The 23,362-nt window shown below is 69.5% G+C and carries 25 protein-coding genes, 2 pseudogenes and 1 riboswitch; of the genes and pseudogenes, 1 reads left to right on the forward strand and 26 read right to left on the reverse strand.

The features are described 5' to 3' along the window. Nucleotides 1–15 precede the first annotated feature (15 nt). From OG729_RS10965 to rpsB, 9 genes are all read right to left on the reverse strand, one after another. Entirely contained in the window at nt 16–1,032 is a 1,017-nt protein-coding gene (locus OG729_RS10965; protein WP_405805777.1) for an ABC transporter ATP-binding protein, read from the reverse strand. Next, nucleotides 1,033–2,646, reverse strand: coding sequence for an ABC transporter permease (locus OG729_RS10970; RefSeq protein WP_405811105.1), 1,614 nt, complete (start codon nt 2,644–2,646; stop codon nt 1,033–1,035). 62 nt (nt 2,647–2,708) lie between these two features. Continuing rightward, the gene (locus OG729_RS10975; protein WP_405805778.1) at nt 2,709–3,803 is read right to left on the reverse strand and encodes a thiamine ABC transporter substrate binding subunit; all 1,095 of its coding nucleotides are present in this window, start codon (nt 3,801–3,803) and stop codon (nt 2,709–2,711) included. 79 nt (nt 3,804–3,882) lie between these two features. Then, a riboswitch (TPP riboswitch) is annotated at nt 3,883–3,993 on the reverse strand. A gap of 28 nt (nt 3,994–4,021) precedes the next feature. After that, the gene (gene rlmN, locus OG729_RS10980) at nt 4,022–5,128 is read right to left on the reverse strand and encodes a 23S rRNA (adenine(2503)-C(2))-methyltransferase RlmN (RefSeq protein WP_360875313.1); all 1,107 of its coding nucleotides are present in this window, start codon (nt 5,126–5,128) and stop codon (nt 4,022–4,024) included. Between the two features lie 80 nt (nt 5,129–5,208). After that, nucleotides 5,209–6,318, reverse strand: coding sequence for a phosphatidate cytidylyltransferase (locus tag OG729_RS10985; protein WP_405805779.1), 1,110 nt, complete (start codon nt 6,316–6,318; stop codon nt 5,209–5,211). Beyond that, nucleotides 6,318–6,875 (reverse strand): ribosome recycling factor, encoded by a 558-nt coding sequence (frr, locus tag OG729_RS10990; protein ID WP_360875303.1) that lies wholly within the window; start codon nt 6,873–6,875, stop codon nt 6,318–6,320. Before frr ends, OG729_RS10985 begins: the two co-directional genes overlap by 1 nt. Before the next feature lie 126 nt (nt 6,876–7,001). Then, nucleotides 7,002–7,784, reverse strand: a complete 783-nt coding sequence (gene pyrH / locus OG729_RS10995) for a UMP kinase (protein WP_360875301.1) — start codon at nt 7,782–7,784, stop codon at nt 7,002–7,004. Between the two features lie 161 nt (nt 7,785–7,945). Then, nucleotides 7,946–8,782: a translation elongation factor Ts gene (gene tsf, locus OG729_RS11000; RefSeq protein ID WP_360875299.1), complete on the reverse strand. Its 837-nt coding sequence runs from the start codon at nt 8,780–8,782 to the stop codon at nt 7,946–7,948. A gap of 107 nt (nt 8,783–8,889) precedes the next feature. Next, nucleotides 8,890–9,810, reverse strand: a complete 921-nt coding sequence (rpsB, locus tag OG729_RS11005) for a 30S ribosomal protein S2 (RefSeq protein WP_404723805.1) — start codon at nt 9,808–9,810, stop codon at nt 8,890–8,892. Nucleotides 9,811–10,067: 257 nt separating this feature from the next. Between rpsB and OG729_RS11010 the strand changes: the two are divergent. Then, nucleotides 10,068–10,646, forward strand: a pseudogene (locus tag OG729_RS11010) (M23 family metallopeptidase); the annotation flags it as partial. On the opposite strand, the gene OG729_RS11015 reads toward OG729_RS11010, so the two are convergent. The 17 genes and pseudogenes from OG729_RS11015 to rpsP form a co-directional block, all read right to left on the reverse strand. Then, the gene (locus tag OG729_RS11015; protein ID WP_405805780.1) at nt 10,587–10,760 is read right to left on the reverse strand and encodes a hypothetical protein; all 174 of its coding nucleotides are present in this window, start codon (nt 10,758–10,760) and stop codon (nt 10,587–10,589) included. The pseudogene OG729_RS11010 and the gene OG729_RS11015 overlap by 60 nt on opposite strands. 133 nt (nt 10,761–10,893) lie before the next feature. Further along, nucleotides 10,894–11,451, reverse strand: coding sequence for a helix-turn-helix domain-containing protein (locus OG729_RS11020; RefSeq protein ID WP_360875444.1), 558 nt, complete (start codon nt 11,449–11,451; stop codon nt 10,894–10,896). A 70-nt stretch (nt 11,452–11,521) separates the two neighbouring features. Beyond that, nucleotides 11,522–12,358, reverse strand: a complete 837-nt coding sequence (gene whiG, locus OG729_RS11025) for an RNA polymerase sigma factor WhiG (protein WP_360875295.1) — start codon at nt 12,356–12,358, stop codon at nt 11,522–11,524. Nucleotides 12,359–12,601: 243 nt separating this feature from the next. Then, entirely contained in the window at nt 12,602–13,786 is a 1,185-nt protein-coding gene (gene dprA / locus OG729_RS11030) for a DNA-processing protein DprA (protein ID WP_405805781.1), read from the reverse strand. Then, complete coding sequence (locus OG729_RS11035) at nt 13,786–15,402, reverse strand: YifB family Mg chelatase-like AAA ATPase (RefSeq protein ID WP_405805783.1); 1,617 nt, start codon at nt 15,400–15,402, stop codon at nt 13,786–13,788. Before OG729_RS11035 ends, dprA begins: the two co-directional genes overlap by 1 nt. After that, nucleotides 15,402–15,764, reverse strand: a complete 363-nt coding sequence (locus tag OG729_RS11040; RefSeq protein WP_405805785.1) for a YraN family protein — start codon at nt 15,762–15,764, stop codon at nt 15,402–15,404. Before OG729_RS11040 ends, OG729_RS11035 begins: the two co-directional genes overlap by 1 nt. Before the next feature lie 99 nt (nt 15,765–15,863). Further along, the gene (locus OG729_RS11045; protein ID WP_055510545.1) at nt 15,864–16,172 is read right to left on the reverse strand and encodes a DUF2469 domain-containing protein; all 309 of its coding nucleotides are present in this window, start codon (nt 16,170–16,172) and stop codon (nt 15,864–15,866) included. A gap of 54 nt (nt 16,173–16,226) precedes the next feature. Further along, nucleotides 16,227–16,706: an NUDIX hydrolase gene (locus OG729_RS11050; protein ID WP_360875442.1), complete on the reverse strand. Its 480-nt coding sequence runs from the start codon at nt 16,704–16,706 to the stop codon at nt 16,227–16,229. Between the two features lie 73 nt (nt 16,707–16,779). Next, nucleotides 16,780–17,559 (reverse strand): signal peptidase I, encoded by a 780-nt coding sequence (lepB, locus tag OG729_RS11055; RefSeq protein WP_360875286.1) that lies wholly within the window; start codon nt 17,557–17,559, stop codon nt 16,780–16,782. Nucleotides 17,560–17,632: 73 nt separating this feature from the next. Further along, nucleotides 17,633–18,589 (reverse strand): signal peptidase I, encoded by a 957-nt coding sequence (gene lepB / locus OG729_RS11060; protein WP_360875284.1) that lies wholly within the window; start codon nt 18,587–18,589, stop codon nt 17,633–17,635. Further along, nucleotides 18,507–19,563 (reverse strand): annotated as a pseudogene (gene lepB, locus OG729_RS11065) (signal peptidase I); the annotation flags it as partial. The gene lepB (OG729_RS11060) and the pseudogene lepB (OG729_RS11065), both read right to left, overlap by 83 nt. Further along, nucleotides 19,556–20,368: a signal peptidase I gene (gene lepB, locus OG729_RS11070; RefSeq protein ID WP_360875282.1), complete on the reverse strand. Its 813-nt coding sequence runs from the start codon at nt 20,366–20,368 to the stop codon at nt 19,556–19,558. The pseudogene lepB (OG729_RS11065) and the gene lepB (OG729_RS11070), both read right to left, overlap by 8 nt. 72 nt (nt 20,369–20,440) lie before the next feature. Beyond that, nucleotides 20,441–20,791 (reverse strand): 50S ribosomal protein L19, encoded by a 351-nt coding sequence (gene rplS, locus OG729_RS11075; protein WP_360875280.1) that lies wholly within the window; start codon nt 20,789–20,791, stop codon nt 20,441–20,443. Between the two features lie 131 nt (nt 20,792–20,922). After that, nucleotides 20,923–21,744 (reverse strand): tRNA (guanosine(37)-N1)-methyltransferase TrmD, encoded by an 822-nt coding sequence (gene trmD / locus OG729_RS11080; protein WP_360875278.1) that lies wholly within the window; start codon nt 21,742–21,744, stop codon nt 20,923–20,925. Then, nucleotides 21,744–22,289, reverse strand: a complete 546-nt coding sequence (rimM, locus tag OG729_RS11085) for a ribosome maturation factor RimM (RefSeq protein ID WP_360875276.1) — start codon at nt 22,287–22,289, stop codon at nt 21,744–21,746. Before rimM ends, trmD begins: the two co-directional genes overlap by 1 nt. A 183-nt stretch (nt 22,290–22,472) precedes the next feature. Further along, on the reverse strand, nt 22,473–22,712 hold the full coding sequence (locus OG729_RS11090) for an RNA-binding protein (protein ID WP_005311361.1): 240 nt from the start codon (nt 22,710–22,712) through the stop codon (nt 22,473–22,475). A gap of 2 nt (nt 22,713–22,714) precedes the next feature. Then, nucleotides 22,715–23,167 (reverse strand): 30S ribosomal protein S16, encoded by a 453-nt coding sequence (gene rpsP, locus OG729_RS11095; protein ID WP_360875274.1) that lies wholly within the window; start codon nt 23,165–23,167, stop codon nt 22,715–22,717. Nucleotides 23,168–23,362 lie beyond the last annotated feature (195 nt).

The following is a 23,362-nucleotide window of genomic DNA, read 5'->3' on the forward strand; positions in this document are numbered from 1 at the left end:
CTTGCCTGAAGCGGGTCAGTCGAGCACCACCACGTCGTCGGCGGCGAAGGTCACCCCGACCAGCGCACCTTCCAGCGGCGCGTCACGCAGGGAGCACTCCGCCTCCAGCGGCGGTCCGTCGGCAGGCCGCAGCCGTACGGCGACGTGGTTGCCCCGGAACGTAAGCCCTTCGACCGTGCAGGGCAGCCCCTCCGCGGCGTCGCCGACCCGTACGCCCGCGGGCCTGACCAGCACCTTGCACTCGCCCTGCCGCGCATCGTCCGGCACCGGGATCTTGCCCCACACCGTGTCCGCCGCGGCGCCGCTCACCGTCGCCGCCACCACATTGTCGAAGCCGAGGAAGCGCGCCACGAATGCCGAGGCGGGCCGTTGCCAGACATCGAGCGGTGTGCCCGCCTGGGCGATCCGGCCGTCGCGCATGACGACCACCCGGTCGGCGAGCGCGAAGGCCTCGCCCTGGTCGTGGGTGACGGCGAGGACGGTGGTGCCCAACCGTCCGAAGAGCTCGCGCAGTTCGACGACGAGGCGTTCGCGCAGCCCTCGGTCCAGCTGGCCGAGCGGCTCGTCCAGCATCAGCAGCCGGGGCTCGGGCGCCAGCGCCCTGGCCAGCGCAACCCGCTGCTGCTCGCCGCCGGAGAGCGAGGCCACGGCCCGGCGCTGCGCGCCGGGCAGCCCGACGAGCTCCAGCAACTCGGCCACGCGGTCGGCCTGTTCGCGTCGGCCCATGCCGCGCATACGGAGTCCGAAGGCCACATTTCCGCCCACGTCGCGCTGCGGGAAGAGCTGGTGGTCCTGGAACATCAGGCCCACTCCGCGCCGGTGCACGCTCACTCCCGCCTGGTCGGCGCCGCCGAGCAGCACCCGGCCGCCGTCCAGGCGCTGCAGTCCGGCGACGGCGCGCAGCAGCGTGGACTTGCCGCTGCCGCTGGGTCCCAGCACGCACACGATCTCGTGGTCGGCGACCTCCAGATCCACCGCGTCGAGCGCCGCCCTTGCCCCGAACCGTACGGTCGCGTCCTGCAGCATCAGCATTTAGAACTCCCCTGAACGGTCGGGCCGGATACGTTCGAGCAGCAGCAGCGCGGCCGCGCAGACGACCATCAGGATGGTCGAAAGGGCCATCGCCTGACCGTAGTTGAGCTCACCGGGACGGCCGAGCAGACGGGCCACGGCGACCGGCAGCGTCGGATTGTCGGGCCTGGCGATGAAGACGGTCGCGCCGAACTCGCCCAGCGACACGGCGAAGGCGAAGCCCGCTGCGACCAGCAGCGCCCGTCGCACCATCGGCAGGTCGACCTCCCGCCACACCCGTAGCGGAGACGCGCCGAGGACCGCCGCGGCCTCGCGCAGCCGTTCGTCGACCGCCCGCAGGACGGGCAGCATCGTGCGTACGACGAAGGGGACGCCGACCAGCGCCTGGGCGAGCGGCACCAGGATCCACGAGGCCCGCAGATCGAGCGGCGGCTTGTCGAGAGTGATCAGAAAGCCGAAGCCGACGGTCACGGCGGACACCCCGAGCGGCAGCATCAGCAGTGCGTCGAAGCCGCGCACCAGCCGCCCGGCCTTCCGCGTGAGCGCGGCCGCGGCGAGTCCGCCGACGGCCAGCGCGATGCCGGTCGCGACCAGTGCGTACTCCAGCGAGTTCGCCACGGCCTCGATGGGCGGTACGAGGAACGTGCCGCCGCTCGCATCACTGGAAGTGAGCGCCCGGAAGTAGCCGAAGCCGTAGCCGCCGGGCCCGTCGAGCGAGCGCTCGACCAGGACGCCGAGCGGTACGAGCACCAGCAGCAGGATCGTGGCGAGTACCCCGCCGAGCAGCGCCCACTGGCCCGCGCCCCGCGGCCGCCGCGCGGTCCCCGCCGGGTCCACCAGCTTCAGCGCGCTCTCCCGCCGCCGCACCGTCCACGCGTGCACGGCGAGGATGGCTCCGACCGCGGCGAACTGCAGCAGGGAGAGCACGGCCGCCGTGGACAGATCCAGCAGTTGGGCGGTCTGACGGTAGATCTCCACCTCGAGCGTGGCGAAGGTCGGCCCGCCGAGGATCTGTACGACGCCGAAGGAGGTGAAGGTGAAGAGGAAGACCATCAGCGCGGCAGCGGCGACGGCGGGCCCGAGCGCCGGCAGCGTCACCCTTCGCCAGGCGGCGAAGCGCCCGGCTCCGAGCACCCGGGCGGCCTCCTCCTGCCGCGGGTCGAGCTGCGACCACAGACCGCCCACGGTCCGTACGACCACTGCGTAGTTGAAGAAGACGTGCGCGAGCAGAATCGCCCACACCGTGGTGTCGAGCCTGATGCCCCACAGCTCGTCGAGCAGCCCGCCGCGTCCGAGGAGCGCCAGGAACGCCGTGCCGACGACGACGGTCGGCAGCACGAACGGAACGGTGACCACCGCGCGCAGCAGCCGCTTGAAGGGAAAGTCGAGGCGGGCGAAGACATACGCGCCGGGCAGCGCGATCACCATGGTGATCGCCGTCGAGGCGAGCGCCTGCCAGGTGGTGAACCACAGCACGTGCTGGATGTCGGCGCGGCCTATCACCTCGCCGATCCGCCCGAACTGCCACACTCCGTCGATCTGGAGGCCGCGGCCGACGATCGCGCTGACGGGATAGGCGAAGAAGACCGCGAAGAACGCGACGGGCACGACCATCAGCCCGAGCCGCGCCGCGTTCCCGCGGAGCGCGCCCGGCGCGCTCCCGCGGACGGACTTCGTTACTTCACTACGAGCGAGGACCATGACTGGACCCACTGCTCACGGTTCTTGGCGATCTTGTCGGGAGCGACGGTCTCCGGCTTGTCGACGACCGCGCCGAACTTGGTGAACAGCTCGGGCACCTTCGCCCCCTTCACCACCGGGTTGACGAACATGTTGAGCGGCATGTCCTCCTGGAACTGCTTGGAGATCAGGAAGTCCAGGAGTGCCTTGCCGCCCTCCTCGTTCTTGGCGCCCTTGAGGAGACCGGCGAACTCTGTCTGGCGGAAGCAGGTTCCGGTCGAGACGCCGGTGGGCGCCTGGGCCGGCTGCGGCTTGGCGAAGAGCACCTCGGCGGGCGGGCTGGATGCGTACGAGACGACCAGCGGCCGGTCCGCCTTGGCCTTCTTGCCGCCCGCCGAGCCGGAGAACTCCTCGTTGTACGCCTGCTCCCAGCCGTCGACGACCTTGACGCCGTTGGCCTTCAGCTTCTTCCAGTAGTCCTGCCAGCCGTCCTCGCCGTACTTGCCGACCGAGCCGAGCAGGAAGCCGAGACCGGGCGAGGAGGTCGCGACATTCTCCGTGACCAGCAGGTTCTTGTACTCGGGCTTGATCAGGTCGTCGAAGGACTGCGGCGGGGCCAGCTTCTTGTCCGCGAAGTACTTCTTGTCGTAGTTGACGCAGATGTCGCCGGTGTCGACAGGCGTAACGCGGTGCTTGTCCTTGTCGAGCTGCACCTCGTCGGGCACCTGGGCCAGGCCCTTGGCCTCGTAGGGCGTGAACAAGCCGTTGTCGAGGGCGCGCGAGAGCAGGGTGTTGTCGACGCCGAAGAAGACATCGCCCTGCGGAGAGCCCTTGGTGAGGATCTCCTTGTTCAGGGCGGCGCCCGCGTCACCGCTCTTGAGGACCTTGACCGTGTAGCCGGTCTCCTTGGTGAACTGCTTCAGCACGGACGCGGAGGCGACGAACGAGTCATGACTGACCAGCGTCACGGTCTTCTGCTTCGGGCGGTCGGACGCGGAGCCCTTGGGCTGCTCGCTGCCGCAGGCCGCGAGCGTACTGACGCCCAGGGCCGCGGCGAGCGCCGTGACCGTGATCTTCTTGGTGGTGCTCACTGAGATTCCTCCTGGAGATGACCAGGAAGAGACGCGGCCCTGCCCGGTCCTGAGGCAGGATCCGGGCAGGGCGCAACAGCTTGAGTAACGACCGAACTTCCTACCCAGAATGACCTGGGCAAGGTTCAGAGGGTCTGCGGTGTGACTGGCACCGCACTCTCAGCGCTGTGGCGCTCCCCTGTCGGAATATGCAGATGTTTCGAGGCCAGGTTACAAGGTCAGCGCTCGGAGGCGGCCAGCTGTCCGCACGCTCCGTCGATCTCCTGGCCACGGGTGTCCCGTACGGTCACGGGCACACCGTGGGCCGCGATGGCCTCCACGAACGCCTTCTCGTCCTCGGGACGGGATGCCGTCCACTTCGAACCGGGCGTCGGGTTGAGCGGGATCAGGTTCACATGGACCCGCCTGCCCTTGAGCATGCGTCCCAGCAGATCGCCCCGCCATGCCTGATCGTTGATATCCCTGATCAGCGCGTACTCGATGGAGACACGGCGGCCCGACTTCTCCGCGTACTCCCAGGCGGCGTCCAGCACCTCCCGCACCTTCCAGCGCGTGTTGACCGGGACCAGGGTGTCGCGCAGCTCGTCGTCCGGCGCGTGCAGCGAGACGGCGAGACGGCATTTGAAGCCCTCGTCGGCGAAGCGCAGCATCGCGGGCACGAGGCCGACGGTGGAGACGGTGATCCCGCGCTGCGAGAGCCCGAGGCCGTCGGGCTCGGGGTCGGTGAGCCGGCGGACCGCGCCGACGACCCGCTTGTAGTTGGCGAGCGGCTCGCCCATGCCCATGAAGACGATGTTGGACAGCCGCGCGGGGCCTCCCGGAACCTCGCCGTCGCGCAGGGCGCGCATGCCGTCGACGATCTGGTGCACAATCTCGGCGGTCGAAAGATTGCGGTCGAGCCCGGCCTGCCCGGTGGCACAGAAGGGACAGTTCATCCCGCAGCCGGCCTGCGACGAGATGCACATGGTCACCCGGTCCGGGTAACGCATCAGCACGGACTCGACGAGGGTGCCGTCGTGCAGGCGCCACAGGGTCTTGCGGGTGGTGTCGTCGTCGCACGAGATGTGCCGTACGACGGACATCAGATCGGGCAGCAGCTCAGTGGCGAGCTTCTCGCGCGCGGTGGCGGGGATGTCGGTCCACTGGGCGGGGTCGTGGGCGTACCGCGCGAAGTAGTGCTGCGAGAGCTGCTTGGCGCGGAACGGCTTCTCGCCGATCGCGGCGACGGCGTCCTTGCGCTCGGCGGGTGTGAGGTCGGCGAGGTGCCGCGGCGGCTTTTTGGCTCCGCGGGGCGCGACGAAAGTGAGTTCTCCGGGCTTGGGCATGGTCCTACCAGTGTCGCAGAGATACGAAGAGGGGCCGGCCGCCCTGTGGACAACCAGCCCCTGACGCATAAACGCGCAGGTCAGCCGCCGCCTACGAAGATCACCATCAGCAGCCATACGACCGGAGCCGTGGGCAGCAGCGAGTCCAGCCGGTCCATGATGCCGCCATGCCCCGGCAGCAGCGTGCCCATGTCCTTGATGCCCAGGTCCCGCTTGATCATCGACTCGCCCAAGTCGCCCAGTGTGGCGCTGACCGCGACCGCGAGGCCGAGCAGCAGGCCCTGCCACCAGGTGCCGTCGTCGATGACGAACTGCATGCACAGCGCGCCCGCCACCATCGCGAACGCCACGGCGCCGAGCAGACCCTCCCTGGTCTTCCCCGGACTGATGCGCGGAGCCAGCTTGTGCTTCCCGAAGCGCCAGCCGACGGCGTACGCACCCGTGTCACTGACCACCGTCAGCACCAGGAAGGTGAGCACCCGCTGCGGCCCGTCGTCCGCGGTGAGCATCATCGCGACGAACGTCGCCAGGAAGGGAACGTAGAACGCGGCGAAGACGCCCGCCGTGACGTCCTTGAGATAGCCCTCGGGGGGCTCCGTCATCCGCCAGACCAGCACCGCGAGCGCCGTGAGCGCCATTGCGACCCAGGCGCCGTCCGCACCGCGCACATACCCGGCCACCACCATCGCCGCGCCGCCGACCGCGAGCGGCACCAGCGGGGCCTTGATCTGTTTGCGCTCCTCGAGCCGCGAGGTGAGTTCCCACAGGCCGACCACGACGGCGACCGCTATCACGCCGACGAACACGGCCTTGACGACGAAGAGGGACGCCACGATCACCACGCCGAGCCCGACGCCGACCCCTATGGCCGCGCGCAGATCACGGCCCGCCCGCTTCTTCTGCGGCGGCTCGGACGCCGGCGGCGGGGTGGGCATGGGCTCCTGCGGAATCTCGTCGCGGAACAGGGGGCCACTCAGCCGAGCGGCCCCCCGGTCGCGATCGCTGCTCTGGTCGCGGTCGTTACGGTCTTCGGCGTCTCTACCTGCGTCGGGAAAGTCCGGCACGATGGGCATGGGCCGAGTCTGCTGTGCGTCATGCTCATCGTATGCGGGACCCGCCGGGGCAGGCCCCTGGTCGGGCGGCCCCCAGTAACCGGCTCTCGGCGGGGCCCCCCAGGAAGAGTCGTTCATCAGACCTCGAGCAGCTCGGCTTCCTTGTGCTTGAGCAGCTCGTCCACCTGCGAGACGTACTTCGCGGTGGTGTCGTCGAGCTCCTTCTCGGCGCGGCGGCCCTCGTCCTCGCCGACCTCGCCGTCCTTGATGAACTTGTCGATCGTCTCCTTGGCCTTGCGGCGCACGGAGCGGATCGAGATCTTGGAGTCCTCGGCCTTGGTCTTGGCGACCTTGATGAACTCCTTGCGGCGGTCCTGCGTCAGCTCCGGGAAGACCACCCGGATGATATTGCCGTCGTTGCTCGGGTTGACGCCGAGGTCGGAGTCACGGATCGCCTGCTCGATATTGCGCAGCGCGCTCTTGTCGAACGGTGTCACCACGGCCATCCGCGCCTCGGGTACCGAGAACGAGGCCAGCTGGTTGATCGGGGTCAGCGCACCGTAGTAGTCCGCCACGATCTTGTTGAACATCGCCGGGTGCGCACGTCCGGTGCGGATCGCGGCGAAGTCATCCTTGGCGACCAGGACGGCCTTCTCCATCTTCTCCTCGGCCTCGAGGAGGGTCTCTTCGATCACCACTTGCTCCTGCGTGTCTTGAGTAGGCCCGGCGTTCGACTGGGCCGGCGGAACCTGCGTCGCGTCTTCCCTGCACGGTGTCCGACCGGCAGGACTTTGTCCATCCCTCGAGGGACGACCCCCGGGTCAGGCCCTGGTGCCCTGGTCGCTCACGAGCGTGCCGATCTTCTCACCCTTGACGGCCCGAGCGATATTGCCCTCGGTGAGCAGTTCGAAGACGAGGATCGGAAGAGCGTTGTCGCGGCAGAGCGTGATGGCGGTGGCGTCGGCGACCTTGAGGTTGCGGGAGAGCACCTCGCCGTACTCCAGCGCGTCGAACTTCACCGCGTCCGGGTTGGTCTTGGGGTCGGAGTCGTAGACCCCGTCGACGCCGTTCTTGCCCATCAGCAGGGCCTCGGCGTCGATCTCCAGGGCGCGCTGCGCCGCGGTGGTGTCGGTGGAGAAGTACGGCATCCCCATACCGGCGCCGAAGATGACGACCCGGCCCTTCTCCAGGTGCCGTACCGCACGCAGCGGGATGTACGGCTCCGCGACCTGCCCCATCGTGATGGCGGTCTGGACGCGGGAGTCGATGCCTTCCTTCTCCAGGAAGTCCTGGAGGGCGAGGCAGTTCATCACCGTACCGAGCATGCCCATGTAGTCCGAGCGGGCCCGGTCCATCCCGCGCTGCTGGAGCTCGGCCCCGCGGAAGAAGTTGCCGCCGCCGATGACGACCGCGATCTGAGCGCCGTCGCGGACCACCGCGGCGATCTCGCGCGCGATGGCGTGTACGACGTCGGGGTCGACGCCGAGGCCGCCGCCGCCGGCGAAGGCCTCACCGGACAGCTTCAGCATGAAGCGCCCGGCGTTCTTGGCGTCGTGGTCGCTCTTGTCGTCGGCAGCCTGATTGGCGTCCGCGCCCTTGTTCATGGGGATCTCCTCGTGCACATACGAAGAAGGCCATTGCCGTGGGGTGTTTGTTGTCCCTGTCGGCAATGGCCTCCTCGTCAGATCTGCGGTCGTCCGGTGCGAGCGCGACCGGCGACTGCGTAAGGAACCCTAGCGGGCTCCGGCGTCGATCGCGTACCGGCTCAGATGCCGACCTTGATGCGCGCGAAGCGCTTCAGGCTGACACCGGCCTCGTCCAGGATCTGCTGGACGGACTTCTTGTTGTCGAGCGCGTACGGCTGGCCAAGGAGCGTGGCCTCCTTGAAGAAGCCGTTGACACGCCCCTCGACGATCTTCGGGAGGGCGGCCTCGGGCTTGCCCTCGGCGCGCGTGGTCTCCTCGGCGACGCGGCGCTCGGTCTCGACGACCTCGGCCGGGACGTCCTCGCGGGAGAGGTACTTCGGCGCGAAGGCGGCGATGTGCTGCGCGACACCCTTGGCGACCTCGGCGTTCTCCTTGTCGAGCTCGACAAGGACACCGATCTGCGGCGGGAGGTCAGGCATGGTGCGGTGCATGTACGCCGTGACATAGGCACCGGAGAACTGCGCGAAGCGGTCCAGGACGATCTTCTCGCCGAGGTTGGCGTTGGCCTCGTCGACGTAAGCCTGGACGGTCTTGCCGGCCTCGATCTCGGAGGCGAGCAGCGCGTCGAGGTCGGCCGGAGAGGTCGCGGCGACGTGCGCGGCGAGCGCACCGGCGACGGCCTGGAACTTCTCACCCTTGGCGACGAAGTCCGTCTCGCACTTCAGCTCGAGGATGACACCGGAGGTGTTGTCGTCGGCGATCAGGGAGACGACGGCGCCGTTCTCGGCGGAGCGGCCCTCGCGCTTGGCGACGCCCTTCTGGCCCTTGATGCGCAGAGCCTCGACGGCCTTGTCGACGTTGCCCTCGGCCTCGTCGAGCGCCTTCTTGCAGTCCATCATGCCGGCGCCGGTGAGCTCGCGGAGCTTCTTGACGTCAGCGGCGGTGTAGTTCGCCATGTCCTTTGAATCTCTCTCGAAAGTCGAAAGTCGAAGATCTACGGGTGAGCGACGGGGGCCGGTGCTTGTGGCACCGTCCCCCGCCGTCAACTACCGAACCTGTGAGGTCAGGCCTGCTCGGCGTCCGCGGCCGGCGCCTCGGCAGCCGGGGCCTCAGCGGCCGGAGCCTCAGCAGCCGGAGCCTCAGCAGCGGCTTCGGCCGGCTTCTCGGCCTCGGCGGCGGCCGGAGCCTCGGCGTCGTCGGCCTTCTTCTCGCCCTCGAGGAGGTCGCGCTCCCACTCGGCGAGCGGCTCGCCGGCGGCCTTCTCGCCCGGCTTGGAGTCACCGGTGGCGACGCCGGAACGGGCGATGAGGCCCTCGGCGACGGCGTCGGCGATCACGCGGGTGAGCAGGGTGACGGAGCGGATCGCGTCGTCGTTGCCCGGGATCTTGTAGTCGACCTCGTCGGGGTCGCAGTTGGTGTCCAGGATCGCGACGACCGGGATGTGGAGCTTGCGCGCCTCACCGACGGCGATGTGCTCCTTCTTGGTGTCGACGATCCAGACGGCGCTCGGCACCTTCTGCATCTCGCGGATACCACCGAGGGTCTTCTCCAGCTTGGCCTTCTCGCGGGAGAGGACCAGGAGCTCCTTCTTGGTGAGGCCGGACGCGGCCACATCCTCGAAGTCGATCTGCTCGAGCTCCTTCAGACGCTGAAGGCGCTTGTAGACGGTGGAGAAGTTGGTGAGCATGCCGCCCAGCCAACGCTGGTTGACGTACGGCATACCAACGCGCGTCGCCTGCTCGGCGATGGCCTCCTGGGCCTGCTTCTTGGTGCCGACGAACATGATGGAGCCGCCGTGGGCGACGGTCTCCTTGACGAACTCGTAGGCGCGGTCGATGTACGACAGCGACTGGAGCAGGTCGATGATGTAGATGCCGTTGCGCTCCGTGAAGATGAAGCGCTTCATCTTCGGGTTCCAACGACGGGTCTGGTGACCGAAGTGGACGCCGCTTTCCAGCAGCTCCCGCATCGTGACGACGGCCATGGCCGTATCTCCTTGGATTCTCGGTTATGTCCTGACGCCCCGACGCGCCGTGCCACAAGGGACCGAGGAGCGCGGCCACCGACCTGAAGAGGATGTGGTGGCGGGGCGTGCGAAGTCGACCCGGTGACCCGGATCGCCAGAAGAAGTGTACGGGACCGGCGCGGTGTCGGGTGACGGCGCTGTCCACAACTGGTCGGTACTCCACAGATCGGGACCATGATCCACTCGGGTGCGGGGTCGTGCGGGACGGTCTGTGCATGTACCGCCGACTTCGCTCTCTGTCGCTGTCCCTGGTTCTGTCCCTGAATCTGCCGCTGCTCCTGTCCCTGCTGCCGGCTCTGCTGCTGTCCCTGCTCTGGGCGAGTACGGCCCCCGCCCGGGCCGACGACTCAGCCGACCGCAGCTGGCCCGTGGGGCCGCCCCGCCCGGTCGTCGTACGAGGCTGGGAGCCGCCCGATTCGGCGTACGGTCCCGGCCACCGCGGAGTGGATCTTGCCGCACCGCCAGGCACGGCGGTGCGGGCGCCCGCGCCGGGCCGGGTCTCCTTCGCGGGCCCGGTCGCCGGCCGCGGGGTGCTCACGCTGACCCTCACCGGTACGGGTGACCCACCGCTGCGCACGACGTACGAACCCGTCCGCCCGCTGCTCCCCGTGGGCGCGGATGTGAGCGCGGGCCAGGTGGTGGCAACCGTCGAGCCCGGTCCTTCGCACTGTGCCTCGGGGTGCCTGCACTGGGGTCTGCTGCGCGGGGCGGATTATCTGGACCCGCTCTCCTTGCTACCGCCCTGGCTGCTGCACCGCGCGCCGTCCCGTCTGCTGCCGGTCTTCGGCGTCCCGCCGCTGGAGCCGGCCCGCGCTCCGGTACTCGCCCCGGCCCGCGCTCCGGCACTCGCGAGCGCGGGAGGAGTGCTGTTCGCGGCACTGCTCCTGCTCCCGACCGCTGTGGCTCACCGTGGACTCCGCCGCGCACGGGACGCGGCGGCCCCGGCGCCGCAAGGCACGCATCCGCCCCGGCGTACGCCGGATCGAGGGGAACGGCAGGGGTGCGGTGCGCGGCACCGACGGGGCGCGGCGGGCCGCGGGGTCAGGCGCGGACGCCTCGGAGCGCCATGGCCACGGCCGTGTCCGCGATCGCCGACGGGTCCTCGGCCGCGCCGAGTTCGATGCGTCGCACCGCCGCGTCCACCACGCCCTGGAGCAGCATCGCCGCCAGCCGGGGCTGGTCCTGGCCCAGCTCGCCCAGCGCCTCCACGATCATCGCGATCAGCCCGCCGTGCGCGGCACGGATCTTCTCCCGTGCCCCGGCGTCCAGCTCACTGGCGGAGATCGCGACGACAGCCCGGTGGCGCCGGTCCCGGACGAGCTCCAGCTGCTTGCGTACGTACGCCTCGACCTTGCCCTCGGCCGTGTCCGCCATCTGCATCGCCACCTCGACCTCCGCCGCCCAGACGGGGAAGTCGACCGCGCAGAGCTCTTCGACGACCGCGGCGCGCGAGCGGAAGTACTCGTAGACGGAGGACCTGGCCAGGCCCGTACGCTCGGCGAGGGCGGGGAAGGTCAGCGCCTCCGTGCCGCCCTCGGACAGCAGGGAGCGCGCGGCGTCCAGCAGGGCGCCGCGCTGCATCGTCCGGTGCTCGGCCACGGAGGCCGCTCGAATCCTTGGCACGCCTCCACTGTACGGATGACGTGGTTGAGGCAGGCACGATTCGGCGTCAGCGCCCGACGTCTGCCAGCTTCGCCCGCAACTGGAGCACCGACTTTGTGTGGATCTGGCTGACCCTGCTCTCCGTGACGCCGAGGACGTTGCCGATCTCGGCGAGGGTCAGGCCCTCGTAGTAGTAGAGGGTGACGACGGTCTTCTCGCGCTCCGGCAGGGTGTTGATGGCGCGGGCGAGCAGCCGGCGCAGCTCCCGGTCCTCGGCCACCTCGACGGGGTTGTCGGCGGCGGTGTCCTCGAGCGTGTCCATCAGGCTGAGCCGGTCGCCGCCCTCGCCGCCGACATGCAGCAGCTCTTCCAGGGCCACAACGTTCGCCAGCGACAACTGGCTGAAAACCGCGTGCAGTTCGTCGACCGCGATCCCCATCTCCTGGGCGACCTCGCACTCCGAGGGCGTACGCCGCAACTGCGCCTCCAGCGTGGCATAGGCCCGCTCCACGGCCCTGGCCTTCTGCCGCACGGAGCGTGGGATCCAGTCCAGCGCACGGAGTTCGTCGATCATCGCGCCGCGGATCCGGGTGATCGCGTACGTCTCGAACTTGATCGACCGGTCGATGTCGAACTTCTCGATGGCGTCAATGAGTCCGAAGACCCCGGAGGAGACGAAGTCCGCTTGTTCAACATTGGACGGAAGACCCACGCTCACCCGGCCCGCGACGTACTTCACCAGCGGCGAATAGTGAAGGATCAACTGCTCTCGCAGCCGCTCGTCACCCGTGGCCTTGTACGACCGCCACAACTCGTCCAGCGACGAGGGAGCGGGGGGCCGCACGGTGCCACGGGCAGCGGGGGGCACTGCCGCGCGGTCAGACCCGGAGGTGTGCTGGGGCATGCGTTGCCTTGAGCCGTTCTGCTGTGAGGGGGGAGAGGGACGAGCGTCTGGGCCGGGAACCTGGTGAGCGTAGCGTGACTGTGGTGTTGCGGTGGGCGAAGGACGAGGGAACGCACCTCTGCGGGTATCCGCCCTCGCCCACACCTTCGAACCGGGGCCGGCGCCGCGCGCGCCGGCCCCCGAGGCGTCGCCGAGAGGCCTGCAAAGGTCATCGGCATCACCTTTTCACCCGAATGCTCCAGGTCAAGGACCGCCTCGCCGCGCGTTCGAACCGCGGCTCGGGCTGTGCGTCAACTGCCAGCCGTCCCCGCGCCGTTCGACGAACCCCAGCGAGTGCAGTTCGTACAGCCTGCCGAGCGCCTCGTCGGTCGTCGTCCCCGCGCCGCGGGCGACCTGGTCGCCGCCGGCGGCGCCACGGGCCGGGAGCGCCTCAAGAACCCGTGCGCTGACGGGATCCAGCAGATCCCTGGGGAGCACCGGGCCCCGCCGGTCCGGCGCGAGGTCGCCGATGTTGCCGACCAGTTCGGCCACTTCGGCGGCGTCGGTGACCAGCACACCCTCCCCGCGCAGGAGTTCGTGCACCCCGGCCGAGAGCCCGCTGGTAACCGGCCCCGGGACGCCCATCGTGAAGCGTCCCAGCTGCTGTGCGCTGCGCGCCGTGACCAGCGAACCGCTGCGGTACTCGGCCTCGACGACGACGGTGCCCCTGGTCAGCGCGGCGATCACCCGGTTCCGCAGGATGAATCTGCTCGGCGTGGGGTGGTCGCCCGGCGCCAACTCCCCGATGACCAGACCCTGTTCCGCGATGCGCCCGATCAACTCGGCATGGCCGCGCGGATAGACGACGTCGACCCCGCAGGCGAGCACGGCGACTGTGGCCCCGCCGGCGGCCAGCGCGCCGCGGTGCGCCGAGCCGTCGACTCCGAACGCCGCCCCGGACACCACCACCCAGCCGCGTTCCGCGAGCCCGGAAGCGAGGCCGGCCGCCATATGTGCCCCGTACGGGGTGCAGGCTCTGGCCCCGACGACGGCGACCGAGCGCAGCGCCCATTTGCGCAGGTCGGCCCGTCCCCGCAACCACAGCCCGATGGGTCTGGCGTCACCCAGGTCGTCGAGCTGGGTGGGCCACTCCTGGTCGCCGGGGCAGATGAAGCGGCCGCCGACGGCTGCGACCGCGGCCAGGTCTCGGTGCGGTTCGACCGCCGCCGCCCGTATCCGGTAGCCCGCGAGCCGCCGCGGGGTGATCCCCGCGAGCCCCGCGTTCTCGTGGTTCGAGTACTCCGGCAAGGTGAATCGGGCCATCAGCTCCCTCGCCCCGAACTGGCTCAGCCACCGCCCGCCGCGCTCGTCACCCGGCTCGATCACCCTCGTCAGCGCGGCCCGCGCGATACGCTCCGGCTCCCCCGCGCCCGCCCGCTCCCCCTCCATCAGGGCCCTCCCGCGCCGACCGGCATGGGCGCGCCGCGCGAGATGCCGGTACGCAGCTCAAGGGCCAGGTCGACGTCGTGCGCCTGCGGCCGGTCCCGCCCGGCGAGGTCCGCGATCGTCCACGCCACCCGCAGCACCCGGTCGATGCCACGGGCCGTGAGCAGTCCGCGCTCCATGTCCCGTTCGGCCGCGGCCAGCGCCCCTGGGGCGACCAGCCAGCGGGTACGCAGCTCATGACCCGGCACCTCACTGTTGACGGTCCATGGGGTGTCCTGCAGCCGTGCCGCGGCACGCTCTCTGGCCTCCCGCACCCGCGCCGCGACGACCGCTGTCGGCTCGCCCCGGCCGCCCTGGCCCAGCAGGTCGCTGCGGGTGACGGGCTCGACCTCGACCCGCAGATCGACCCGGTCCAGCAGTGGCCCGGACAGCCGGGCCTGATAGCGCCGGATCAGCGACGGCGGGCACTCGCACCCGGCCCCGTGCAGGGTGTGCCGCCCGCAGGGGCAGGGGTTGGCCGCCAGGACCATGAGAAAGCGGGCGGGCAGCCGCACCACTCCCGCGCTCCGCGCCACCACCACATGCCCCGACTCCAGCGGCTGCCGCAAGGCGTCCAGTGCCTTGCCCGAGAACTCGGGAGTCTCATCGAGAAAGAGCACACCCCGGTGGGCCAGGGACACGGCTCCCGGCCTGGGCAGCCCGTTCCCTCCGCCGACGAGCGACTGCATCGTCGCGGAGTGGTGCGGGGCGCAGTACGGCGGCGTGCGCACCAGCGGCTGGCCCGGGGGCAGGATCCCCGCCACCGAGTGCACGGCGGTGACCTCCAGGGACTCCCGTCTGGTCAGCGGTGGCAGCACCCCGGGCAGCCGCTCCGCCAGCATCGTCTTGCCCGCGCCCGGCGGCCCGTGCAGAAGAAGGTGGTGGCCGCCCGCCGCGGAGACCTCCAGCGCCGTGCGTGCCGCGGCCTGTCCGGCGACATCGGCCAGGTCGGGTCCGTCCGCACTCTCCCCCGCCAACCCCGTGCCCACCCCGGCACCGGGCACCAGCAGCCCGGCCAGCATGGGGTCCGGGCTGCCCTCGGGGACCGGTGCCTCCGTCGGCACGGGTTCGTTGGTCAGCACGGCGATGAGCTGCCGCAGGCTCCGTACGCCAAGGACCGAGATCCCCGGGACCAGCGCGGCCTCCCCCGCGGTCTGCTCGGGGACGACCACCTGCCGGTACCCCGCCTCGGCCGCCGCGAGAACGGCCGGCAGCACCCCGCGCACCGGCCGCACCCGGCCGTCGAGCCCGAGCTCCCCGATGAGCACCAGATCGGCGATGTCCTTCGGGTCGATGCGCTCCGCCGCGCCGAGCACCGCCGTGGCCACGGCGAGATCGAATCCACTTCCCCCTTTGGGCACGGACGCCGGGCTGAGCCCCACGGTCAGCTTCTTCTGCGGCCACTCGCCGCCGGAATTGACGACCGCCGCCCTGACCCGGTCCCGGCTCTCCACCAGGCTCTTGTCCGGCAGCCCCACCAGAGTGAACGCGGCAATGCCCGGCTCCAGGTCTGCCTGGACCTCGACCACCACGCCCTCGACGCCCACCAGCGCCACAGAGCACGTACGCGCGAACCCCATCAGGCCACCCCCCGCGCATGCTCGAGCCGCGGCGCGCCACGTCTCGGCAGCACAATCCCCACCAGATCAATGCGCACCCCGCCCGGCGGCGGTCCCCCGGACTTCTCCAGCCAGCACTCGGCGAGCCGTCTCAGCCGCTCCGCCTTCGTCGGCGTGACCGCGGCCATCGGATGCTCGAAGGGACCCGCCCTTCGGGTCTTGACCTCGCAGACGACCACCATGTCGCCGTCCCGGGCGACGATGTCGATCTCACCGGCCCGCCCGCAGCGCCAGTTCCGCGCCAGCACCGTCATGCCTGCCTCGGTCAGCAGCCGCACCGCCAGATCCTCGCCGTACCGCCCCAGTGCCCCCGTCGCGTTCATATCGGCACCACCTCCGGCACCGACTGTGACGCTTCAGCTCTCCGCTAGTGGATCTTGGTGGACAACCCATGCATTGTGGATAACTCAGTCACCCGAGGCTCAGCTGCTCGGAAGTTCGAGGTCGCTCTTGTTGAGCTCCTCGATGTTTACGTCCTTGAATGTCAGCACCCGCACCTGCTTGACGAACCTGGCCGGTCGATACATGTCCCAGACCCATGCGTCCGCCATCGAGACCTCGAAAAAGACCTCGCCCTGCACCGAGTGCACCTGCATCTCGTAGTCATTGGTGAGGTAGAAGCGACGCTCGGTCTCAATCACATATTTGAACAGCCCGACGACATCTCGGTACTCCCGGTAGAGCTTCAGCTCCATCTCGGTCTCGTACTTCTCGAGGTCCTCGGCGCTCATGGCATGTTCCCCTTCAGCCGTGCGTCCCCCTATTGTGCGCCAGCCTCATGTCCCCTAGACGACTTCTGGGGCCAGGACCACCGGCGTACGCGGAGGACCCTCGTCGAGCAGCGTGCGCAGCAGCTCGGCGAGCCTGGTCGGATACACCGTCTCACGGGCCGCCGACAGTTCGGCGGAGGTCCACCACCTCAGCCCCGAGACACTGCGCTGCTCCAGCTCAGTCAGCCCGTTCGGGGCGGTTGCCGTCTGCGCGGTACGTGCCAGGAAGTACCACTCGTCCTGGTCCCAGCGCCGTCCGTCGAACGGAAACGAGCAGATCCGCCGCCACAGCACCGGGCCCAGTTCCACCTCGGTGATCCCGGTCTCCTCGGCCAGCTCGCGCAGCGCGGCCTCCTCCCGGGTCTCGTCGCCCTCCAGGCCCCCGCCCGGCGTGAACCACCAGCGGTCGGCCGGGTCCTCGGGCTCGTACCCGTGCATCAGCAAAATGCGGTCCTGCGGATCGAGCAGTACGACCCGGGCGACCCTCCGCAGCACGCTTTCACGTCCCGCGGCCTCGCCGTCCCCAAGGTCGCGGCCCGCAGCCTCGCCGGCCTCACGCTCACGGTCCTCAGCCGACACCGGCTGCCGCCGTCCCGCGCCCGGCGCTCCCGCGTCCACCGCCGTCCGACGCTCTGCGCGCCTTCCGTGACAGCCGCCGCGCGAGCGGCCCGTACGCCGCTCCCCCGACGATCAGTACGGCCCCGACCACCACCGACCCGACCATCAGCTTCACCGGACCCGGCTGTGACACCCCGCCCGGCAGCGCCGCGAATCCCTCGGGCCGCTCCACCAGGCCGCCGTTCAGGGGCCATGCCACGGCGTCCAGCCGCGCCTCCACGGCCGAGCGCGGCACCGACCCGTGCCCGGGGTCCTGAAGGTGTACGCGGGAGTCCATCGAGCCCATGCGCTCGTCACCGAGCAGGAACAGCTGGCCCTCGGGCACCGTCGCCGTGAAGCTGTTCGAGGCGGGCCCCTTGTTGAGCAGATACGGTTCCTCGATCGCCTTGTCGTTGATGGTGAGCCTGCCGCCGTCGCCGCAGCAGGCGATCCTGTCGCCGCCCACGCCGACCACACGCTTCACCATCGGCATGTCGCCCCACTGCTTGTCGCGGAAGACCACGATGTCCCCGCGCCGCACCTGGTCGCCGTCGATCCGCTCCGCCAGCACCCGGTCCCCCGCCATCACGGTCGGGGTCATCGAGTCGGTCGGCACGGTGTACGGCTGGTAGACGACGGCTCCCCAGATGAACCCGCCGAGGAAGAGCACACAGCCGACGGCCACGGCCAGACCCGACAATGCATTGCCGAGCCGGCCGCGGCCGTCTTCCGTACGTCCATTTCCGCTCATCCCAGCGCTCCCCACTTCGGAGATTCGGTCCCCGGGAATCCAGCCCCGCGGATCGGCGATCTGGGACGGCACCCTACCCGGCGGTACGCCCGGAGGTCAGCCTCCTCCTGCGCCAGAGCACGATCGGCAGCGCGCCCGCGACGCCCATCGCCATCGGAGCGGCCGAGGCGGCGGCAGCAGCGGCATTGATGCCGGGCTGGTCGAAGGTGTCGGGAATCGGCAGCGTTGCCCAGCGGTTGAGCGGCCAGGCCACCACGAAAGCGCGTCCGACGACCTTGTCGACCGGTACGAATCCGCCGTTCACGTCCTCCATGTGGTAGCGGGAGTCGCGGGAGTTCTGACGGTTGTCGCCCATCACCCAGATCCGGTCCTTCGGCACCTTGAAGGGTCCGAAGGGCTGGTCGTCACAGGGGGTGCTGCCGGGGAAGATGTACGGCTCGTCGAGCGCCTTGCCGTTGACCTTGACCGGACCGCCCTTCTTGCACTCCACCGTGTCGCCGGCGACCGCGATCGTCCGCTTGATCAGGTCCTTCTCCTCGGCCGAGGGCATCAGGCCGATGAAGCTGAGGAAGTCCTGCACGGCGTTCGTGTTCGGGGTGGGCTCGCCCTCCAGCCAGCCGCCCGGGTCGTGGAAGACGACGACCTCGCCGCGCTCTGGCTCCGAGCCGAACCATGGGGTGAGCTTGTCGACCAGCACCCGGTCACCCCGCTGCAGAGTGTTCTGCATCGAGTCCGAGGGGATCGAGAACGCCTGCACCAGGAAGGTCTTGATGAGGAGCGCGAGAAGCAGCGCGATACCGATCAGGAGCGGCAGTTCCTTCCAGAAGGATCGCTGCTTCTTCTGTCCCGTACCACTGCTCTCGGACGAACCACCCTCGGAAGAATCGTCCTGAGTGTGCTCGGCGTCCATGGTTCCCGCCGTCCCCGGCGTCCGCGTCGCCGAATCGTCCGTCACGGCTGCGGGTGACTCGGCGAGCTTCCCCGGCCTTTCCTCCGGATCGTCGTGTCCGGATCGTGCGCCGACGGCCACATCCCCCACATCCACTCCTCACTCCGTGCGAACCGCCTGCCCCGAAGACGGCGCAGGCCCACCACTCCCATAACGAGCGGGAGTTCCGCAGGGCTCGGGAGCAGGACCATTCCGTTCAGATCCTGAAGGGACACCCTATTCGACACGGAGAGTGCTGCGGTCGACCCGGCACGCGCGTTGGGGACGGAGGCGTATGTCTCCGGCTCTTCCAATTTGCGCCAGTGGCCGATCGGCCAGGCGATGACGACCGCGCGCCCGACGACCTGCTCCTCCGAGACGGTGCCGCGGTCCTTCTCATCGAGATGGAAACGCGAGTCCGCGGAGTTGGCCCGGTGGTCCCCCATCACGAAGATCCGCCCGGCGGGCACCTTGACCTCGAACTTCAGCGTCGAAGGAACGTTTCCCGGGTTCAGATACGGCTCGATGAGAGGTACGCCGTTGACGGTGACCCGGCCGTCCTTGTCGCAGCACTTCACGGTGTCCCCGCCGACCGCGACCACGCGCTTGATCAGGTCCTGCTCATCGTCCGAGGGCAGCAGCCCGATGAAGGTCAGACCCTGTTTGACCTGCTTGACGCCGACCGGGTCTTCCTTCTGCTGCTCACTCGGCGGCAGCCAGCCGCCGGGGTCGCTGAACACGACGACGTCCCCGCGCTGCGGCTTCGAGCCGAACCACGGGGTGAGCTTGTCCACCAGAACGCGGTCCTGGATTCGTATCGTCTGCTCCATCGAGCCGGACGGGATCACAAAGGCCTGCACCAGGAAGGTCTTCAGAACCAGCGCGATCATCAGCGCCACGGTGATCAGGAGAGGTATCTCCTTCACGGCCGACCGGCGGCGCTTGCGCTTGACCTTCTGTGCGAGTCTGCGCCGCTCGGCGCGTCCGGGCAGCGTCCGGCCGCCGTCCGTCGGCCGGGTCCCGGTCGGCAGCCGGGTGTCCGCCCGGTGGCTCGCACGACGCCCTCGGTTACCCATGGGCGCCGCCCGGCATTCGTTCCGCCTCCGGTACGCGGGAGAAGGCGTCCGTGCGCTCCAGGGAGGTCCAGCGGCCGATCGGCCAGCCGATCCAGTCCGCGCGGCCGATCACCTTCTCCACGGGCACCATGCCGCCGCCGGGCTCGCCGAGATGGTCACGGGAGTCACGGGAGTTGCTCCGGTGGTCTCCCATGACCCACAAGGTGCCCTGAGGGACGACGATGTCGAAGGGGACCTCTGAAGGGACGTCGGCGGGATGGAGATATCTCTCGTCGACGGGCACGCCGTTCACCTCGACCCTGCCCCCTTTGTCGCAGCAGACCACGCGGTCACCGCCGACGCCGACCACGCGCTTGACGAAGTCGGTCTCGGCGGGCTCGGCCAGCCCCAGCGTCGCGAACACACCGCGCGTCAGGGAGCTGACCGGATTCTCCTCAAGTCCCTCTTGTACGAAGGATCCCGTGCCGTCGAACACGACGACGTCCCCGCGCTCGGGCTCCGAACCGAAACGGTACGCCAGCTTGTTCACCAGCACTCGGTCCCCGACCTCAAGGGTGGGCTCCATGGAACTGCTGGGGATCTGGAAGGGCTGTATCACGAAGTGGCTGAAGAGCAGCACGAGCAGGGTGCAGGCCACGCCGAGCAGCCCGGCCCTGCGCAGCGACATCCCGGACAGACGCGTACCCATTCGACCGAGGCGCCCTGAGCGGCGCGAAGAACGCACAGAGCGCGACCCCTCTCCCTGAACCCCGGCTTCAGGGGCGGAAGAGCGGTCGCGCTCGGTGTGCTTCGCTTCGGTGTCCATCGAGGGCAGAGCCTATCCGGCCGCCCTATGACTGCGGTTAAGACGAAGCTGTGCGCGAGTGTGAGCCGGAGCTCAGTTGTCGCGCTTCTCCTTGATCTTGGCAGCCTTGCCGCGCAGGTCACGCAGGTAGTACAGCTTCGCGCGACGGACGTCACCGCGGGTGACGAGCTCGATCTTCTCGAAGATCGGGCTGTGCACCGGGAAGGTGCGCTCGACGCCGACGGAGAAGGAGACCTTGCGGACCGTGAAGGTCTCGCTGATGCCCGAGCCCTGGCGGCGGATGACAACGCCCTTGAACTGCTGGATACGCGAGCGGTTGCCCTCGATGACGCGCACGTGGACGTTCACGGTGTCGCCGGGACGGAACGCGGGGAGGTCGCCGCGCAGCGAAGCCGCGTTGACGTTGTCGAGCAGGTGAGACATGGTGGTCTGCTTCCTCGCCGATGCCACAGGTCATCAGCGGAATGATCGAGATGAGGTTCGGGGTGCTGTCCGCGTCGAGCGGGCGTCGTTCCCCCTGTGGCAGGGGCGCCGGCCGGACGCACAGCAGCGGCCTATTCTTCCACGGGCTGGGGCCTGCGCCAAAATCGGCCGCCCGGCTCCGGCGCCCAGCCCAGGATGGAGAGCATCTCCCGGTCCTTCTTGTCGAAGGTGCCGGGGTCACAACGCTCAATCAGGTCCGGCCGGTTGAGGGCGGTCCGGCGCAGTGCCTCGTCCCGCCGCCAGCGCGCGATCTTCCCGTGGTGCCCGCTGATCAGCACCTCCGGAATGGCGCGCCCACGCCACTCGGGCGGCTTGGTGTAGACGGGGCCCTCGAGCAGATTGGCCATCGCGCCGGGCGCGAAGGAGTCGTCCCGGTGGGATTCGGCATTGCCGAGGACGCCGGGCAGCAGCCGGGCCACGGCCTCCGTGATCACCAGTACGGCAGCCTCGCCGCCGGCCAGGACGTAGTCGCCGATGGACACCTCGTGGACCGGCATCCGGCTCGCGTACTCGTCCATGACCCGGCGATCGATGCCCTCGTAGCGGGCGGGCGTGAAGATCAGCCAGGGCCGCTCGGAGAGTTCCACGGCGAGCTCCTGGGTGAAGGGGCGCCCGCTGGGGGTGGGGACGACCAGGACAGGTCCGTGCGCTCCCGCCTCGTAACCACTCGCCAGCACGTCGTCGAGCGCGTCGCCCCAGGGCTCGGTCTTCATGACCATGCCGGGGCCGCCGCCGTAGGGAGTGTCGTCGACGGTGTTGTGCCGGTCGTAGGTCCAACGGCGCAGGTCGTGCACATGGACATCCAGCTGCCCACGCGCGCGTGCCTTGCCGACGAGCGAGACATTCAGCGGTTCGAGGTACTCGGGGAAGATCGTGACGACGTCGAGCCGCATCAGTTCTCGTCCCTCGGCGAAGCGATCTCCGCCTCACTGTCGTCGATCAGACCGGGCGGCGGGTCGATGACCGCACGCTGCTGCTCAAGGTCGATCTCGGTCACGATCTTCTCGACGAAGGGGATCATCACCTCGCTGCCGTCGGGCCGCTCGACGATGAAGAGGTCCTGCGACGGCAGATGCGAGATCTCGGTGATCCGGCCGATCTCGGTGCCGTCGGCGAGGACGACATCGAGGTCCATCAGCTGGTGGTCGTAGTACTCGTCGGGCTCCTCCGGCAGCGCCTGCGGGTCGACCTCGGCGATGAGGAGGGTGTTGCGCAGGGCCTCGGCGGCGTTCCGGTCCCGTACGCCCTCGAAGCGCAGCAGCAGCCGGCCGCTGTGCACCCGGCCGGTCTCGATCGTCAGCGGTCCCGCCGACGCCGGCTCGGTGGCGAGTACGGCGCCGGGCCCGAGCCGCAGCTCCGGCTCGTCCGTACGCACCTCGACGGTGACCTCGCCCTTGATCCCGTGGGCGCGGCCGATCCGCGCGACTACCAGCTGCACGCTTGCTTCTCCCCTCTTACCGGCTGAACTGCCGCTCTTTCCGGCTGAACTGCCGCCGCTCTCGCGGATGTGGCACATCGCCGTCGCGATTGCTCAATTGATGGTTGCTGTTGCGGTGGCTTGAAACAGCTCGGGCCGGGGAGCCCGTAGGCCCCCCGGCCCGAGCCGGTGTTCAACAACGTGTCAGCGAACCTGGTCCACATCGACGAGGTCGACGCGGATGCCACGGCCGCCGATAGCGCCCACGACGGTGCGCAGGGCGCGCGCGGTGCGGCCGTTGCGGCCGATCACCTTACCGAGGTCATCGGGATGGACCCGGACCTCGAGCACACGCCCGCGGCGCAGGTTGCGCGAGGCGACCTGCACATCGTCCGGGTTGTCGACGATGCCCTTCACGAGGTGCTCGAGAGCCTCCTCGAGCATGCTCAGGCCTCGGTCGACTCAGCGGCGGACGCCGAGGGCTCAGTCTCAGCAGCCTCGTCCGCCTTCTTGTCGGACTTCTTCGCCTTCGGGGTGATCGCCTCACCCTTCGGCTCGTCACCCTCGATGGCCTTGGTGAAGGCCTCGAAGGCGGCGCGCTTGTCCTTCGGCTCCGCAACGAGCAGCGGCGCCGGGGCCGGCAGGCCCTTGTGCTTCTGCCAGTCACCGGTGAGCTTCAGGATCGCGAGGACGGGCTCGGTCGGCTGGGCGCCGACGGACAGCCAGTACTGCGCACGCTCGGAGTTGACCTCGATGCGCGAGGGGTTCTGCACCGGGTGGTACAGGCCGATCTCCTCGATGGCCCGGCCGTCACGGCGGGTACGGGAGTCGGCGACGACGATGCGGTAGTGAGGCGAACGGATCTTGCCCAGACGCTTCAGCTTGATCTTGACTGCCACGGAAGTGGTGTCTCCTGGTCTTGACGTGGTTGGGCACAACGAGATGCCACGTGGGGTTGCGGTACTCGGGTGCCCGATGGACGCGTCAGCCGGAGGCGAGAGGGTTCCTGTGCGGCTGTCGAGTACAGCTAGCCATTGTGCCACACGGTGGCAGCGGGCTCGCACCCGACCGGTTCACCGAGAAACACCTCGCGA

Source organism: Streptomyces sp. NBC_00210, assembly GCF_045160975.1.
Taxonomy (GTDB): Bacteria; Actinomycetota; Actinomycetes; order Streptomycetales; family Streptomycetaceae; genus Streptomyces.

Coding starts and splice junctions, on each gene's coding strand:
- OG729_RS10965 (WP_405805777.1), bottom strand. CDS start 1,032: ATGCTGATGCTGCAGGACGCGACCGTACGGTTCGGGGCAAGGGCGGCG.
- lepB (WP_360875282.1), bottom strand. CDS start 20,368: ATGGACACCGAAGCGAAGCACACCGAGCGCGACCGCTCTTCCGCCCCT.
- tsf (WP_360875299.1), bottom strand. CDS start 8,782: ATGGCGAACTACACCGCCGCTGACGTCAAGAAGCTCCGCGAGCTCACC.
- pyrH (WP_360875301.1), bottom strand. CDS start 7,784: ATGAACAAGGGCGCGGACGCCAATCAGGCTGCCGACGACAAGAGCGAC.
- OG729_RS10970 (WP_405811105.1), bottom strand. CDS start 2,646: ATGGTCGTGCCCGTCGCGTTCTTCGCGGTCTTCTTCGCCTATCCCGTC.
- rpsB (WP_404723805.1), bottom strand. CDS start 9,810: ATGGCCGTCGTCACGATGCGGGAGCTGCTGGAAAGCGGCGTCCACTTC.
- lepB (WP_360875286.1), bottom strand. CDS start 17,559: ATGAGCGGAAATGGACGTACGGAAGACGGCCGCGGCCGGCTCGGCAAT.
- rplS (WP_360875280.1), bottom strand. CDS start 20,791: ATGTCTCACCTGCTCGACAACGTCAACGCGGCTTCGCTGCGCGGCGAC.
- OG729_RS11090 (WP_005311361.1), bottom strand. CDS start 22,712: ATGCTCGAGGAGGCTCTCGAGCACCTCGTGAAGGGCATCGTCGACAAC.
- dprA (WP_405805781.1), bottom strand. CDS start 13,786: ATGGAGGGGGAGCGGGCGGGCGCGGGGGAGCCGGAGCGTATCGCGCGG.
- rlmN (WP_360875313.1), bottom strand. CDS start 5,128: ATGCCCAAGCCCGGAGAACTCACTTTCGTCGCGCCCCGCGGAGCCAAA.
- OG729_RS11035 (WP_405805783.1), bottom strand. CDS start 15,402: ATGGGGTTCGCGCGTACGTGCTCTGTGGCGCTGGTGGGCGTCGAGGGC.
- trmD (WP_360875278.1), bottom strand. CDS start 21,744: ATGCGGCTCGACGTCGTCACGATCTTCCCCGAGTACCTCGAACCGCTG.
- OG729_RS11045 (WP_055510545.1), bottom strand. CDS start 16,172: ATGAGCGCCGAGGACCTCGAGAAGTACGAGACCGAGATGGAGCTGAAG.
- whiG (WP_360875295.1), bottom strand. CDS start 12,358: ATGCCCCAGCACACCTCCGGGTCTGACCGCGCGGCAGTGCCCCCCGCT.
- OG729_RS11040 (WP_405805785.1), bottom strand. CDS start 15,764: ATGAACGCGACGGGGGCACTGGGGCGGTACGGCGAGGATCTGGCGGTG.
- OG729_RS10985 (WP_405805779.1), bottom strand. CDS start 6,318: ATGAACGACTCTTCCTGGGGGGCCCCGCCGAGAGCCGGTTACTGGGGG.